Source organism: Streptomyces sp. NPDC127117 (assembly GCF_042677325.1).
Taxonomy (GTDB): Bacteria; Actinomycetota; Actinomycetes; order Streptomycetales; family Streptomycetaceae; genus Streptomyces.
The window spans coordinates 196,607-211,062 of the sequence record NZ_JBHXTM010000005.1 but is presented as its reverse complement, the minus strand read 5'-3'; the positions used below and the strand labels follow the sequence as shown (position 1 = coordinate 211,062).

The 14,456-nt window shown below is 73.0% G+C and carries 15 protein-coding genes and 1 pseudogene; 5 read left to right on the top strand and 11 right to left on the bottom strand.

The window, feature by feature from the left end; translation table 11 throughout:
* Window positions 1–38: 38 nt before the first annotated feature.
* Window positions 39–1,463 (top strand): sensor histidine kinase, encoded by a 1,425-nt coding sequence (locus ACFVH0_RS07240; protein WP_385818535.1) that lies wholly within the window; start codon window positions 39–41, stop codon window positions 1,461–1,463.
* Between the two features lie 31 nt (window positions 1,464–1,494).
* Complete coding sequence (locus ACFVH0_RS07235) at window positions 1,495–2,181, top strand: response regulator (protein WP_385818534.1); 687 nt, start codon at window positions 1,495–1,497, stop codon at window positions 2,179–2,181.
* A 39-nt stretch (window positions 2,182–2,220) separates the two neighbouring features.
* On the opposite strand, the pseudogene ACFVH0_RS07230 reads toward ACFVH0_RS07235, so the two are convergent.
* From ACFVH0_RS07230 to ACFVH0_RS07220, 3 genes and pseudogenes are all read right to left on the bottom strand, one after another.
* Window positions 2,221–2,868: pseudogene (locus ACFVH0_RS07230) on the bottom strand (phosphatase PAP2 family protein); the annotation flags it as partial.
* 95 nt (window positions 2,869–2,963) lie between these two features.
* A complete protein-coding gene (locus tag ACFVH0_RS07225) occupies window positions 2,964–3,614 on the bottom strand; it encodes a DUF1700 domain-containing protein (RefSeq protein WP_385818533.1) in 651 nt (216 codons plus the stop codon).
* Complete coding sequence (locus ACFVH0_RS07220; protein ID WP_385818532.1) at window positions 3,611–4,000, bottom strand: PadR family transcriptional regulator; 390 nt, start codon at window positions 3,998–4,000, stop codon at window positions 3,611–3,613. Before ACFVH0_RS07220 ends, ACFVH0_RS07225 begins: the two co-directional genes overlap by 4 nt.
* Window positions 4,001–4,109: 109 nt before the next feature.
* Between ACFVH0_RS07220 and ACFVH0_RS07215 the strand changes: the two genes are divergently transcribed.
* On the top strand, window positions 4,110–4,724 hold the full coding sequence (locus tag ACFVH0_RS07215; RefSeq protein WP_385818593.1) for a flavin reductase family protein: 615 nt from the start codon (window positions 4,110–4,112) through the stop codon (window positions 4,722–4,724).
* Window positions 4,725–4,737: 13 nt separating this feature from the next.
* Here the strand turns inward: ACFVH0_RS07215 and ACFVH0_RS07210 are convergent, their stop codons facing one another.
* The gene (locus ACFVH0_RS07210) at window positions 4,738–5,640 is read right to left on the bottom strand and encodes a LysR family transcriptional regulator (protein ID WP_385818592.1); all 903 of its coding nucleotides are present in this window, start codon (window positions 5,638–5,640) and stop codon (window positions 4,738–4,740) included.
* A 105-nt stretch (window positions 5,641–5,745) separates the two neighbouring features.
* On the opposite strand from ACFVH0_RS07210, the gene ACFVH0_RS07205 reads away from it, so the two are divergent.
* Entirely contained in the window at window positions 5,746–6,489 is a 744-nt protein-coding gene (locus tag ACFVH0_RS07205) for a DUF6585 family protein (protein ID WP_385818530.1), read from the top strand.
* A 25-nt stretch (window positions 6,490–6,514) separates the two neighbouring features.
* On the opposite strand, the gene ACFVH0_RS07200 is transcribed toward ACFVH0_RS07205, so the two are convergent.
* The 4 genes from ACFVH0_RS07200 to ACFVH0_RS07185 form a co-directional block, all read right to left on the bottom strand.
* Window positions 6,515–7,879 carry an MFS transporter gene (locus tag ACFVH0_RS07200; protein WP_385818529.1) on the bottom strand — a complete coding sequence of 455 codons (1,365 nt, stop codon included), beginning with the start codon at window positions 7,877–7,879 and terminating at the stop codon, window positions 6,515–6,517.
* 306 nt (window positions 7,880–8,185) lie between these two features.
* Entirely contained in the window at window positions 8,186–8,341 is a 156-nt protein-coding gene (locus ACFVH0_RS07195) for a hypothetical protein (protein ID WP_385818527.1), read from the bottom strand.
* Window positions 8,338–8,805 carry a DUF2809 domain-containing protein gene (locus ACFVH0_RS07190; protein WP_385818526.1) on the bottom strand — a complete coding sequence of 156 codons (468 nt, stop codon included), beginning with the start codon at window positions 8,803–8,805 and terminating at the stop codon, window positions 8,338–8,340. The genes ACFVH0_RS07195 and ACFVH0_RS07190 overlap by 4 nt, the downstream gene beginning before the upstream one ends.
* Window positions 8,802–10,019 carry an MFS transporter gene (locus ACFVH0_RS07185; RefSeq protein ID WP_385818591.1) on the bottom strand — a complete coding sequence of 406 codons (1,218 nt, stop codon included), beginning with the start codon at window positions 10,017–10,019 and terminating at the stop codon, window positions 8,802–8,804. The genes ACFVH0_RS07190 and ACFVH0_RS07185 overlap by 4 nt, the downstream gene beginning before the upstream one ends.
* Before the next feature lie 142 nt (window positions 10,020–10,161).
* Between ACFVH0_RS07185 and ACFVH0_RS07180 the strand changes: the two genes are divergently transcribed.
* Entirely contained in the window at window positions 10,162–11,148 is a 987-nt protein-coding gene (locus tag ACFVH0_RS07180) for a GlxA family transcriptional regulator (RefSeq protein ID WP_385818525.1), read from the top strand.
* A 39-nt stretch (window positions 11,149–11,187) separates the two neighbouring features.
* Here ACFVH0_RS07180 and ACFVH0_RS07175 read toward each other — a convergent pair whose 3' ends face one another.
* From ACFVH0_RS07175 to ACFVH0_RS07165, 3 genes are read right to left on the bottom strand one after another with little or no spacing between them, the layout of a single operon-like run.
* Entirely contained in the window at window positions 11,188–12,237 is a 1,050-nt protein-coding gene (locus tag ACFVH0_RS07175; RefSeq protein ID WP_385818524.1) for a Zn-dependent alcohol dehydrogenase, read from the bottom strand.
* Window positions 12,234–13,430 carry an acyl-CoA dehydrogenase family protein gene (locus tag ACFVH0_RS07170; RefSeq protein ID WP_385818523.1) on the bottom strand — a complete coding sequence of 399 codons (1,197 nt, stop codon included), beginning with the start codon at window positions 13,428–13,430 and terminating at the stop codon, window positions 12,234–12,236. Before ACFVH0_RS07170 ends, ACFVH0_RS07175 begins: the two co-directional genes overlap by 4 nt.
* A 37-nt stretch (window positions 13,431–13,467) precedes the next feature.
* Complete coding sequence (locus tag ACFVH0_RS07165; RefSeq protein WP_385818522.1) at window positions 13,468–14,382, bottom strand: SDR family oxidoreductase; 915 nt, start codon at window positions 14,380–14,382, stop codon at window positions 13,468–13,470.
* Window positions 14,383–14,456: the final 74 nt, after the last annotated feature.

Here is a 14,456-nt window from a genome sequence, read left to right as displayed (position 1 = left end):
CTGCGTACGGTCGTCCGGGTGGAGAGGTGGAGAGAGTGATGTCGAGCGGTGCGGTCCGGCGGGCGCCCGTCGCCCCGGGGAGCCTGCTGGCCGTCGGGGCGGCGGTCTGCGTCGGGCTGAGCGCGGTCAGTCTGTGGTGGGCGCTGCCCGCCGCCGTCGCGGCGTTCTTCGCGGGGCGGGAGCCCGGGAGGACCGGGCCCACGGTCCTGGTGCTCGTGGCGGTGCTGGCCGGTGGCGTGGTGGCGGTGGCCCTGGTGCCTTCCTGGCTGCTGATGGCGGGGCGGTTCGTCGCGGTGGTGGCGGTGGCGGCGATGCTGCCGTGGTTCGCGGGGCGCTTCTGGCGCCAGTACCAGGAGCTCGTCCGGGCCGGCTGGGAGCGCGCGGGCCGGCTGGAGCGCGAACAGCGGCTCGTCGCCGAGCAGGCCCGGTCCCGCGAACGGGCCAGGATCGCCCAGGACATGCACGACGTCCTCGGACACGACCTCAGCCTCATCGCGCTGTCGGCCGGCGCCCTCAAGCTGGCCCCCGGCCTCGACGAGGCGCACCGGGCCGCGGCCGGGGAGATCCGGGCCCGGGCGGCCGCCTCGGTGGAGCGGCTGGGCGAGGTGATCGGCCTGTTGCGCGAGGAGGCGGGCGAGGAGTCGCCGCAGCCTTCCGGCACCGGTATCCCCCGGCTGGTCGAGGAGGCCGCTGCCGCCGGGCTCGCGGTCGGCCTGCGGGTCGAGGGGGAGGCCGGCGCCATGTCCCCGGCGGCGGCGCGGGCCGCCCACCGGGTGGTCCAGGAGGCCCTGACCAACGCGGCCAAGCACGCGCCGGGGGCGCGGGTGGACGTGCGGGTGACGCATGCGGCCGGGGAGACGACGGTCCGGGTGGCCAACGGGCCCGCGCCCGCACCGGCCCGCGCCGAGGGCGTCCCGGGCACCGGACGGGGACTGGTCGGGCTCGACGAGCGGGTACGGCTGACGGGCGGCGAGTTCGCGCACGGCCCGTACGAGGGCGGCTTCGCGGTCACCGCCCGGATCCCGCACGCCCCGCCCGCCGCACTCGCCCACCGAGCACCCGCCGCTCCTCGGGCCGCTCCCCCGGCGCTGCCCCCGGAACACCGGCACGCCCGCAGCCGGGCCCGCCGGGCACTGGCCGTCGCGGTCGTGCTGCCCCTGGTGGCCTGGGCGTTGCTGAGCGCGGCGCTGATGGCCTGGGACATCCGCTCGGCCCGGCTGTCCGTGCTGGACCCGGGCGACTACGCCCGGCTGCGGGTGGGACAGGATCGGGAGAGCGTCGGGCCGCTGCTGCCCGACCGCGAGACCAGGCAGCGGCCGGTGGCCGGGGAACCGAAGGGTGAGGGCATCACATGCCGGTACTACGCGATGACGGCGGACCGCTTCGACGACCGGTCGGGGGACGCCTACCGGCTCTGTTTCCGGGACGGCCGGCTGATGTCCAAGGAGGCGCTGACGCCGTGAGTACGGCCGGTTCCGGGGAGGTGGGCGGACGGTGATCCGGGTACTGATCGCCGACGACGAGCCGATGATCCGTGCGGGGGTGCGCTCCGTGCTGTCCACCGATCCGGACATCGACGTCGTCGCCGAGGCCGCCGACGGGCGCGACGCCGTGGAGCTGGTACGCCGCCACCGCCCGGCCGTCGCCGTGCTCGACATCCGGATGCCGGGGACGAACGGCATCGAGGCGGCGGCCGAGATCCGGCGCACCGTGCCGGAGACGGGGGTCGTGATGCTCACGACCTTCGGGGAGGACGACTACATCCTCCAGGCGCTGGGAGGCGGCGCCGCCGGTTTCCTGATCAAGTCGGGCGAGCCCGAGGAACTGATCGCGGGGGTCCGCGCGGTGGCCGACGGGGCCGCCTATCTGTCACCGAAGGTCGCGGCGCGGGTCGTCGCCCATCTCTCGGCGACGGGCGCGGGCGCCCTGGCCGGCCGCCGGGCCGCCGCCCGGGAACGGGTCGGTGCGCTCACCGGCCGGGAACGCGACGTACTGACCTTCCTCGGCAGCGGGCTGTCCAACGGGCAGATCGCCCGTCGGCTCCATGTGGTGGAAGGGACGGTCAAGGCACATGTGAGTTCCATCCTGGCCCGGCTGGGCGTGGACAACCGGGCCGCCGCGGCCGTCGTCGCCCACGAGGCCGGAATCGTCGCGCCCACGCAGCCGCCGCTCGATCGCTGACGCCGCACGCCGGGCGAGCGGCAGGAACGCCAGCAGCACGGCCGCCACCACCGAGGCCCCGAGGACCGCGCCGGCCAGCACGTCGTGCGGGTAGTGCGCGCCGACCATGACCCGCAGCAGCGCCGCCGCCGCGCCCACCGGCAGGGTGACGGCGGCGAGGCGCGGGCGCAGCACGGCCAGGCCGACGGCGAGGCCGACGGCGAGGGTGGCGTGGTTGCTCGGGAAGGACCAGTCGCCGGGCGGCGGGCACTCGGCGGCCGTCTCCGCGATGCCGTGCAGGGCCCGGCAGGGGCGCTCCTCGTCCACCACCAGCTTCACCGCCTCGCTGACCGCGTACGCCAGCACGGTGCCGATGCCGGTGAGCACCGTGCCCGCGGAGACCCGGGTGTCCCCGCGGCGTACGGCGCTCCACCAGACCCATGCCAGCAGCAGGCCGAGGACGACCAGGGTGCCGTCGGTGGCCGCCTCCAGCAGCGGTCCCGCCCAGGACGGCGCGTCGGCCACCGCCCCGGTCACCGAGCGGTACGCGGACGCCGACGCACCGCCCGTCACCTCCACGGCGTCCGCCGCGCCCGACCCGCCCGGGGCGAGCCCCACGACGGCTGCCGCCCCCGCACCCAGTACGACGCAGGCCGACAGCGGCCGAGCGGACCGGGTACGGGTCCTGCTTCCGGTTTCTCGTCTCATGAACGTGAATCTAGGAGCGGCCCGGACCGCGGACCCGGGCCGAACGGCAGGGCCCACCCCTGACGATCGTCGGGGGTGGGCCCTGCCCAGGACTACTACCGCTGCCCGGCGTTCGCGTCGCTCCGCACCCGCCAGAGCCAGCCCGCCCCGGCGACCGTCACGACGGCCACCGCCACGATCGCCGTCCAGTACTCGGCCTGCGACGGGTCGTTGGGGTAGCTGAAGAGGAACCAGGCGACGTTCATCAGCGAGGGCGCCAGCGCGGTCAGGCCGAAGCCGGTCCACTTCTGGCTCTTCGTCCAGTGCCGGGACCTGAACAGCACGACGGCTCCTGCCACCTTCAGCGCGAAGCCGAGCGGAACCCAGAGATAGCCGAGACCGAAGGCGAGCACCGGCAGCAGCACCACGAGCCACGCGGGCGAGCGGTGACCGGGCGCCTCCCCCGCGCCGGGGACAGCGCCGGCACCGGGAACCGCCCCGGGGCCGAACCCGGACTCCTGGAGGGCGGTGGCGGCGATGGCGCGCGGGTCGCCCAGTTCGCGCAGGACCTCCCGGTCGCTTCCGCCGGGCCGCTCGGCGAGCGCGATCTCGATGTGCTCGGCGAGATCGGCCACGAGTTCCTGGCGGCGGTCCGCAGGAAGCGCCGACGCCTCGCGCTCGACCGCCGCGAGGTAGTCCCGGACCAGTTCGCTCCCGGTGCTGTTCCCGGTGCTGTTTCCGACGCTGTGCGACTTCTTCGTGTTCATCGTCCGGTCTCTCCAGATACCTGCGGTTGCGCCTTCGGCGCGAGAAGGTGGTCGACGGCATCCCGGAAAACGGGCCACGTTCCCGCGAACTCCGCGAGCGCGGCGCGTCCGGCCTCGGTCAGCTCGTAGTAGCGCCTCGGTGGCCCCGAGGCGGACTCCTGCCAGGTGGTGACGACGAGTTGATCCCGTCGCAGCCGTGACAGCAGCGGGTACACCGTGCCCTGGCTGGTCGCCAGCGCCCCGGTCTCCTCCAGCTCCCGCAGCAGTTCGACCCCGTACCGCGCCCCGTCGCGCATCAGGGCGAGTACGCAGTACTCCAGCACGCCCTTGCGGAGCTGGCTCTCGGCCTTGCTCGCGGGTCGGTTGATCGGATCACCTGGTTCCATGCAATGCAATGTACCTTGCAGCACACAGGCAGGTCCAAGCCGCCTGCCCCCGGGCCTTCCCATCTGATGGGGTGTCAGCTCTAATCGAAGGGTGATGGGACACGCAGGCATGGCCGCCATCGCCGTCCGGTACCTCAGGTCCGTCGGCGCCGCCACCACCTCAGGGCCGGCACCGGTCGATCCGCTGCCGCGCCCGCATCTGCGAGCCGTTGCCGACGGGGAGCGGCCGCCCGTCGACCCGGGCGAATTCCGCCGCGTACTGGGGCACTTCGCCAGCGGCGTCACCATCGTCACCGCACACGACCCGGACGACCCGGCGGGCCCGGCGGGCTTCGCCTGTCAGTCGTTCGCCTCGCTCTCCCTCGATCCGCCGCTGGTCACGTTCATGGTCGCCCGTACGTCGACGACCTGGCCGCGCATCGCGCGCGCCGGGGCCTTCTGCGTCAACATCCTCGGCGCGGGCCAGGGCGCGCTGTGCCGGAGCTTCGCGGTGAGCGGCGCGGACAAGTTCGCGGGGGTGGCGTACGAGGCCGCCCCGGCGACCGGATCACCGCTGCTGGACTCCGTACCGGCCTGGATCGACTGCCGCGTCCAGGCGGTGCACACCGGGGGCGACCATCTGATCGTCGTCGGCCGGGTGGCGGCGATGGGGGCGGTGGACGGGGCCGATCCGCTGCTGTTCCACCGGGGGACGTTCGGACGGTTCGGGCCGCTCGACGGGTGAGCGCGTCGGCCGCTCAGCCGGCGGCGCCGCGCGGGACCGCTTCGTACAGCAGATCCCGGAGCTCCAGCGCCGCCGGAAGCGGCGCGCCGGCGGGCAGTGCGACGTGTACGGTCCGGTGCGGCGCGAGGTCGCCGAGCCGGCATACGGCGAGCTCGGCGGGGACCGCCCGGGCGGACAGCGAGGGGACCAGCGCGACCCCCAGTCCGGCCGCCGCGTAGCCGAACTTGCCGGTCCATTCGCCGATCCTGGTGATCCGCTTCGGCCGGAAGCCGGCCCGGCCGCAGACCTCGGCGAGCATCATGGGCCGGTCGGCGGAGACGTCCTGGAGCCAGGTCTCGTCGCGCAGTTCGCGCAGATCGATCGTGCCTGCTCCGGCCAGCCGGTGGTCGCGGGGAAGGACGACGAACAGCTCGTCCTCCAGCAGGACCTCGGTCGTGACGCCGTCGACCGGCGGCACACCGGACGGGTAGTCGCTGACCACGGCCAGGTCGATCGCCCCCTCCGCCAGGCGCCGCATCGACTCGCCGCTCCGGCCCTCCACCACCACGATCTCGACCTCCGGCCTGGACCGGGCGAACGCCCGCAGCGCGGCGGGCACCAGCGAGACATTGGCCGTGGCGAACGCCCCCACCCGCAGCCGGCCGCCCCGCCCGGCCCGGATCGCGGCCATCTCGTCCTGCGCGCCCGCCAGACGCGCGAGCACCTCCACGGCGTGCCGGTGCAGGGCGTGACCGGCCGGATTCAGCCGTACGCCCCGGGCCAGCCGCTCGAAGAGCGGCCCGCCCGTCTCCTTCTCCAGCGAGGCGATCCGCCGGGACACCGCCGACTGTGTGTAGTCGAGCCGGACCGCGGCCTTCGTGAACGATCCGGTCTCGGCCACGGTCACCAGCAGACGCAGCGCGTCGATCTCGAACACATTCCCCCCATGCATGGCTCACATGCAATCTAGTCGCTGGTGGAATGCCTTGTCCGGCCCTAGTTTCAGAACGAGTTGGCGAGCTTCGAGACGAGGGAAACGTCCATGGCAGCAGCACCGAACACCCTGTCACCCGAGGCCGCCGAACTGGCCGCCACCCACCGACTCGGCGACCTGCAGGGCACGTTCGTCCCCAAGCGCCTGAACAAGCTGCTCTTCGCCCTCTACATCTTCACGACGGTCCATCTGCTGGCGCTGTTCGTGATACCCGGTGTGCTGTTCTTCTGGTGGCTGCGCCGGACCCCGGACTTCAGCCGAAGACAGGCCGCCAAGCGTCTCCACCTGTTCGAGCACGGCCTGATGGTGCACCCGCAGTCCGGCGACGGCGTGGTCGTCGTCCGCTGGGACTCCGTACGGCTCTACCAGAACATCACCCGGAAGATCATCAACGGCATCCCGTCGACCACCGAGTACGTCTACTCCGCGGTGGGACCGGGCCGGGACCACGCGACGATCACCCACTTCTACGAGGGCCCCGAGACCTGGGGACCTCATATGCAGCAGGCCGTCCTGCGGACCCAGGGTCCGACGGCCCTGGAATCGGTCCTGGCGGGCGAGACGGTGAACTTCGGGGACCTCTCGCTCTCCGCCACCGGCCTGACCGCCAGGGCGAAGGGTCTGCTCCCCTGGTCCGAAGTCCGGGCGATCCAGGTCAGGGCGGGCCGGGTCCTCGTCGCGGGGACCGGCGGCTCGGGCGCCTGGTGCAGCTGCGCCGTCAGCGACATCGCGAACCTGCACGTCTTCCTCGCCGTCGCCGAGCACCTCCACGCCCACCGCCCGGCGGTCTGAACCACGGGCCGCCGCCCCCGCACCTTCAGCCGAGTCCGACGACCGCCTCCGCAGGCTCCCGGACCCGCCGGATCACCAGCGCCATCAGCGCCGCCATCGCGCACAGCGCCCCGGACGCGTACCAGACCACGTCGTACGAACCGAACACGTCGCGCGCCACCCCGCCCAGGAACGCCACCAGCGCCGCGCCCACCTGATGGGACGCCAGCACCCAGCCGAAGACGATGGCGCTGTCCTGCCCGTACCGCTCGCGGCACAGGGCCAGGGTCGGCGGGACGGTGGCGACCCAGTCCAGTCCGTAGAAGACGATGAAGAAGACCATCGGCGGGTGCACCGTCGGCGCCATCAGCATCGGCAGGAAGAGCAGCGAGACGCCGCGCAGCGCGTAGTAGACGGCCAGCAGCCGCCGGGCGTCGAAGCGGTCGGTGAGCCAGCCTGAGAAGACGGTGCCGATGATGTCGAAGATCCCGATGACGGCGAGCAGCGAGGCCGCGGCGGTGATGGGCATGCCGTGGTCGTGGGCCGAGGGCACGAAGTGCGTACGGATCAGGCCGTTGGTCGAGGCCCCGCAGATCGCGAACGTGCCGGCCAGCAGCCAGAACGGTCCGGTGCGGGCCGCGTCGATCAGGACGCGTACGGTCCGCCTCGCCGCCCCGCGCGCCGGCGCCGGCTTGTCCGCGTACTCCCCGCCGTACGGGGCCAGGCCCACATCGGCCGGGTGGTCGCGGAGCAGCAGCCAGACGAACGGGACGACGGCCAGGGCGGCGAGGGCGACGGTCACCGACGCCGGGCGCCAGCCGTGCCGGTCGACGATCCAGGCGCACAGCGGCAGGAAGACGAGCTGTCCCGACGCGCCCGCCGCGGTGAGGATGCCGGTGACCAGGCCGCGCCGGGCCACGAACCAGCGGTTGGTGACCGTGGCGGAGAACGCCAGCGCCATGGAGCCGGTGCCGAGGCCGACGAGCAGCCCCCAATAGATCATCAGCTGCCAGGCGGCGGTCATCCACACGCCGGCCAGCGCCCCGGCGGCCACGGTGCTGAGTGCCACGACGACGACCCGGCGGATGCCGAACCGGTCCATGAGCGCGGCGGCGAAGGGCGCGGTGAGCCCGTACAGCGCCATGTCGATGGAGACGGCGAGGCCGATCTCCCCGCGCGACCAGCCGAACTCCGCGTTGAGCGGGTCGATGAGGAGGCCGGGGAGTGAGTTGAAGGCGGCGCCGCCGATGATCGTCACGAAGGTGACGGCGGCGACGATCCAGGCACGGTGAACACGCCGGCGGGAGGCACGCCCGGGGACTGCGGAAGCTGCGGGGACCACGGGGGCTGTCGGCCGGTCGTCGTCCCGGGCGGCGGCGCTTTCGGTTGTCTGGGTCACGTCACTCAGCATCGGCGCGCGGCACACCTCCCCACGAGTGGCCGGAGGGACACTGTTCGCAGGGATCGGGCCATCGGGACCGCCGCTTTCCGGCCCGGACGGACGGCCCGCATGCGCGTACGATCGCCAGTCGGCCGAGGAGCCGGGTCCGCCGGCCTCGTCGCGCACCGATCCGGGGGGCTCCATGCAGTGGGCAGCACGCCGGCACTTCCACCACCGTTCCGCGCTGATGCGGACCTGGGGCGTACTGCTGCTCGTCGCCTGCGCTCTGTGGGTCTGGCTGGGCTTCCTGCCGGCGGGGCAGCAGGACATGTACTGCTACCGGACCATGTCGTCGGCGTGCGAGGTGGACACCGGCGCACCGAAGCAGTTGACCGTGCTGGGGATCTCCGCTCCCCTGTCCGTCGTCGGCGCGGGCCTGCTCGTCGCCGGGACGGTGCGCAGGCAGACCAGCGCCCATGTCTTCGAGGTCATCGAGACGCAGAAGTCCGAGGAGCGCAACCGGCGGAACCAGTCGCGGACTCGGCCACCGCCAGTACCGCCCAGGCGAAGCCCGCGCCCACCACGTACCAGAACAGGTCGGGGGCGTTGAAGGTCGAGCCGAGCACCAGCCGGGCCACCGCGCTGTGGCGGGAGAGGTCCGCCGGCACCCCGGTCAGCTGGAGCAGTTCCACCGCCCAGCTGAACGCCAGTCCCGCCCCGGCCTTGGCGACCGGGCGTGCGCCGGGCGCGATCACGGCGGCCAGGGCGCAGACCAGCACGGTGTAGAGCGCGTCCCCGGCGTACTTGGCGAGGTCGCCGTCCGCGAACGCCCTGACCCCGAGCCCGGCGAGGACGGTCAGCACCGCGGCCCCGGCCGCGGTCGCACGCGCACGCAGGCCCGCGGCAGCCCGCGCGGCCGTGCGGGACGAGGCCGTCGGCACATCGTCCTCCCTCATCGGATCCGTTCCAGCCGGCTGATCGGCCGGGCCACCAGCAGCACCGCGACCGCCAGCAGGTTGATCACCGCTCCGGCCAGCAGCACCTCGGGTGCGCCCACCCGGTCCGCGACCGGTCCGGCCAGCGCCCGGCCCGCCGCCAGCATCAGCAACGAGCCCGCCACGTCGTACGCGTGCAGGCGGTTCAGCGCCTCCGGCGGCACATGGGTCTGGACCGTCGTCGACCACATCACCAGCCAGAACGCGAACGCCGCACCCGCCACGAACTGCCCCGCCCCGAGTGCGAACACCGGCATCCCGAGCCCCAGCGCCACCAGGTTCACACAGACCCCGGTCAGCGCCACGGCCCCCGCCGCGAGCGGGCGGCGCGGTCTCAGCCGCAGGGCGAGCAGCCCGCCGACGACGCTGCCCGCGCCGTTCACCGCCATCATCACGCCGTACGTTCCCGAGCCGTGCGCCTCGGTGACCTCGACCGCGGTGAGCGGCAGCATCGGACCGAGCACCGTGAATCCGTACACCGTCCAGATCGCGATCACCCCCCACAGCCAGCTGCGGGCCCGGAACTCCCGCCATCCGTCGACCAGTTCGGCGACGAAGCCACCGCGCCGAGCCTCGTCCGAGGGGGCCGGGGCGAGCCGCAGCAGGAACAGGCAGACGCCGGAGACCAGGAACGTCGACGCGTTCGCCGCGTAGACCGCCCCGGCGCTGGCCAGCCCGACGAGCATGCCCGCGAAGGCCGGGCCCGCCATGGTCATCAGCGCCTCGGAGACCCTCAGCACCGCGTTGGCCCGCTGCACGTCCGAGGCCACCCGGGGCACGGTCGAGGCGACGCCCGGCTGGAAGAGCGCGGCGCCCACCCCGGCCACCGAACTCAGCGTGTACACCGCCCACAGCGGGGGGTTCCCGGTGGCGAAGGAGAACGCCAGCACGGAGGCGCCGACCAGTCGAAGCGCATCCGCGATGATCATCATCCGGCGGGGGGTGAACCGGTCCGCCAGTACGCCGCCGAAGAGCACGAAGACCGCCAGCGGCCCCATCCAGGCCGCGAGCGCGTATCCCACGGAGGAGTGCGGGCGGCCGGCTCCCAGCAGACCCGCGGTGAGCGCCACCGGGATCATGCCGTCACCGAAGAGCGCGGCGGTTCGGGCGACGAAGAAGAGCCGGAAGTTACGGTTCCAGAGCCCTTCCGGCCGACCGTCGCCGATCAGCCGCACAGAGGACGAACCGGGCGAAAGGGGCTGTACGTCATCGCGTTCGGCGGCGGGAATGCGCGGGTGCTCCGCTGACTTTTCCTTCACAGGAGTGACATGTATCAGGGTTGAGGTCTATACCACTAGGGGTGAAGGGAGTCCGCCAATGCCGCACCGAATAGCCGTCCTGGCCCTCGACGGGCTGCTCCCCTTCGAACTGGGCATCCCCCAGCGGATATTCGGCCGCGCGTTCGGTCTGGAGCCGCACGAAGAGGGCCGCAGTCTGTACGAAGTCGTGACCTGTTCCGTCCGCGCGCCGGGGCCGGTCGGCACCGACGCGGACTTCACGATCACCGTCGAACACGGACCCGAGGCCCTGGCCACCGCCGACACGGTGGTGATTCCCGCCAGCTACGAGCTCGGCCCCGTCTTCGACGAGGGCAGGCTCACCGACGAACTGTCCGCCGCGTTCACCCACATCCGGCCGGGAACCCGGATGGTCTCCATCTGCACGGGCAGTTACGTGCTGGCCGCCGCCGGATATCTCGACGGTCGCCCCGCCACCACCCACTGGTCGCACGCCGACCACTTCCAGCAGCTCTTCCCCGAGGTCCGGGTCGACCCGGACGTCCTGTTCATCGACGACGGGGAGGTGCTGACCTCCGCCGGGGTCGCCGCCGGGATCGATCTCTGCCTGCACATCGTGCGCCGCGACCACGGCAGCGCCGTCGCCAATGACGTGGCCCGCCGCACGGTGGTACCCCCGCACCGGGACGGCGGGCAGGCACAGTACATCCAACGCCCCGTGCCCGACACGCAGTTCGCGACCACGACCACCGCGCGCACCTGGGCGCTCGGGCGGCTGGAACGGCCGATCCTGCTGCGCGACATGGCGCAGCAGGAGTCGATGAGCGTACGGACCTTCACCCGCCGGTTCCGGGAGGAGGTCGGGGTCAGCCCCGTCCAGTGGCTGACCCGGCAGCGGGTCGAACGGGCCCGGCAACTGCTGGAGTCGACGGACCTGTCGATCGACCAGGTGGCCCGGGACGCGGGCTTCGGCACGCCCACGTCACTGCGGCAGCACCTCCAGGCGGCGCTGGGGGTCTCCCCGACGGTGTACCGGCGCACGTTCCGGGCCGCCGGAAGGGGCTGACCGGAGGGGCTGACCAGAGGGGCTGACCGGCCACGGGGCTCAGAACACCAGCACTCCCCGCGCCACCCGGCCCTGGTGCGCGTCGTCCGCGGCCTCGGCGAAATCCTCCACCGGGTAGGTGGTGGTGACGAGTTCGTCCAGGAGCAGTCGGCCCTCCCGGTACAGCTCCGCGTAGAGCGCGATGTCCCGCTGCGGGCGCGAGGAGCCGTACCGGCAGCCCAGGATCGACTTGTCCAGGTACATCGACGAGACGAGGAACGACGCCTCCGCCGTGGCCGCCGGGACGCCCAGCAGGATCGCCTGGCCGTGCCGGTCCAGCAGGTCGATCGCGGTACGGATCAGCTCCGTACGACCGACGCACTCGAAGGCGTGGTCGGCTCCGTTCGGCAGGATGTCCCGCACCCCGTCCGCCGAGGTCAGGAAGTGTGTCGCGCCGAACTGCCGGGCCGCCGCCTCCTTCGCCGGGTTGGCGTCCACGGCGACGATCGTCAGCGCGCCCGCGATCCGGGCGCCCTGGATCACGTTGAGCCCGATGCCGCCGGTGCCGATCACCACGACCGTGTCGCCCCGGTCGACCTTCGCCCGGTTGAGCACGGCGCCGACCCCCGTCAGCACCCCGCAGCCGATCAGGGCCGCCGAGGTGAGCGGCAGATCGTCCGGGATCTTCACCGCCTGCACGGCCTTGACCAGGGTCCGTTCGGCGAAGGCCGAGTTGGAGGCGAACTGGTACAGCGGCTCCCCACGCCGTGAGAACGGCTGCCCCGGCATCCCGATCGCCTTGCGGCACATCGTCGGGCGACCCCGGTCGCACTGGGCGCACGCCCCGCAGTTGGCCAGCGTGGACAGCGATACGTGGTCGCCGGGCGCCACATGGCGGACGCCCGCGCCGACCGCCTCGACCACCCCCGCGCCCTCGTGCCCGAGCACCACCGGTGACGGGAACGGAATCGTCCCGTCGATCACCGAGAGGTCGCTGTGGCACAGCCCGGCCGCGGCCACCGCCACCAGCACCTCGCCGGGGCCCGGATCGCGTATGTCCAGATCATCGACGACCTCGGCCCGCTTGCCGTCGAAGACGACGCCTCTCATCTCGGCTCCCTCGGTAGGCCGAGCACCCGCTCGGCGATGATGTTCCGCTGGATCTCGTCCGAGCCGCCGTAGATGGTGTCGGACCGGGTGAACAGGAACAGGCGCTGTGCCTCGTCGAGTCCGTACGGTGCCTTCGCCGACCAGTCGTCCGGGCCGACGGCCGCCGCCGCACCCCTGACCTGCACGGCCAGCTCCCCGAGGCGCTGGTGCCAGCCGCCCCAGAGCAGCTTCGCCACACTGGGCGCGCCCGGGTCGCCGGTGGAGCCGAGGGTGCGCAGGGCGTTCCAGCGCATGGTGCGCAGCTGCGCCCACTGCCGTACGAGGCGCTCGCGCAGGACCGGGTCGGTGACGGCGCCGCTGTCGACGGCCGCCCGGACCACCCGGCCCAGTTCGGCGGCGAAGCCGATCTGCTGGACGAGCGTGGAGACGCCGCGCTCAAGGGCCAGCAGCCCCATGGCGACCGTCCAGCCGTTGCCCTCGCCGCCGACGCACTCCTCGGCGTGCGCCCCGTCGAAGAAGACCTCGTTGAACTCGCTGGTCCCGGACATCTGGCGGATCGGCCGGACCTCGATCCTGCCGGGCTGGTCCATCGGTACGAGGAGGAACGACAGGCCGTGGTGGCGGCTGGAGCCGGGCTCCGTACGGGCCAGCACGAAGCACCAGTCCGCCTCCTTCGCGAGTGACGTCCAGATCTTCTGCCCGGTCACCCGGTGGCCGCCGCCGCTCCGGTCGGGCACGGCGGCGGTGCGCACCGCGGCGAGGTCCGATCCGGCGTCCGGTTCGCTGTAGCCCTGGCACCAGAGCGCCTCGCCGCGCGCCACGGCGGGCAGGAAGCGCCGCTGCTGTTCCTCGCTGCCGTAGGCGATCAGGGTCGGGGCGAGGAGGTTCTCGCCGATGTGGCCGACCCGGGCGGGGGCGGCGGCGCGGGCGTACTCCTCGGCCCAGACGACCTGCTGGGTGAGGCTCGCGCGGCGGTTGCCGTGGCCGGTGCCGTGGTTCTGCCAGCCGAGGCCGATCCAGCCGTCCCGGCCGAGTTCGCGCTCCCAGGCGCGGCGGATCGCGACGCCCTCGTGCTCGCTGCCGGGACCGCCGGTGCCGGCGGCCGCCGCGTACTCGCCCACGAGATGCGCTTCCAGCCAGCCACGTGCCTCCGCGCGGAACGCGGTGTCGTCGGGGCCGAAGGTGAAGTCCACGGTGTCTCCTGACCGTTGCCGCTCGCCGTGCAGGGCCTCACGCGTTGGGGCGCGCCTTCGCCGCGGCCGCCGCGGCCATCTCCTCCAGCCGGGCCAGCATCGGCATCGGGTCGGTGCCCACCGTCCCCGGCAGGAAGTCCGCGATCCGTTCCGGGGTCCACGCCCCCTCGACGTATCCGGCCCGCAGCTCCCTCGGCTGGGCCCAGACCGCGATCTTCGGTCCCGCTACGGTGTACACCTGGCCGGTGATCTTCTCCTGGCGGGCCCGTTCGCTGAGTAGGTAGACGACGAGCGCCGCCACGTCCTCCGGCTCGCCGATCTCCTTGAGTTCCATGGGGACGTTGGCGGACATGCGGGTGCGGGCGACCGGGGCGACGGCGTTGGCCGTGACGCCGTACTTGTGCAGTCCGAGGGCCGCGCTCCGGACCAGCGAGATGATCCCGCCCTTCGCGGCGCTGTAGTTGGCCTGGGCGACGCTGCCCTGGTGGTTGCCGCTGGTGAAGCCGATCAGGGTGCCGCCGCCGTCCTGCTTGCGCATCACCGCCGACGCGGCCCGGAAGACGGTGAAGGTGCCCTTGAGGTGGGTGGCGATCACCGGATCCCACTCCTCCTCGGACATGTTGAACAGCATCCGTTCGCGCAGGATGCCGGCCACGCAGACGACCCCGTCGATCCGCCCGAACCGCGCGAGCGCCGTGTCCACGATCCGCCGGCCGCCCGCCATCGTGGAGATGTCGTCGGCGACCGCCACCGCCTCGCCGCCCGCCGCCCCGATCTCCTTGACGACCGATTCGGCCACCTCGCTGCTCGGCTCGCCGCCCTCGATGGAGACGCCGTAGTCGTTGACGACCACCCGCGCCCCCTCGGCCGCCGCCGCGAGCGCGACCGCCCGCCCGATGCCGCGCCCGGCACCGGTAACGGCCACCACCTTGCCTGCCAAGAAGTTCCCCATGCCCGGCCCCTTCCCGCGGTTTCTGACGGACCGTTAGATTTTATGGGCCATCAGGTCCACGAGCACAAGCCCCA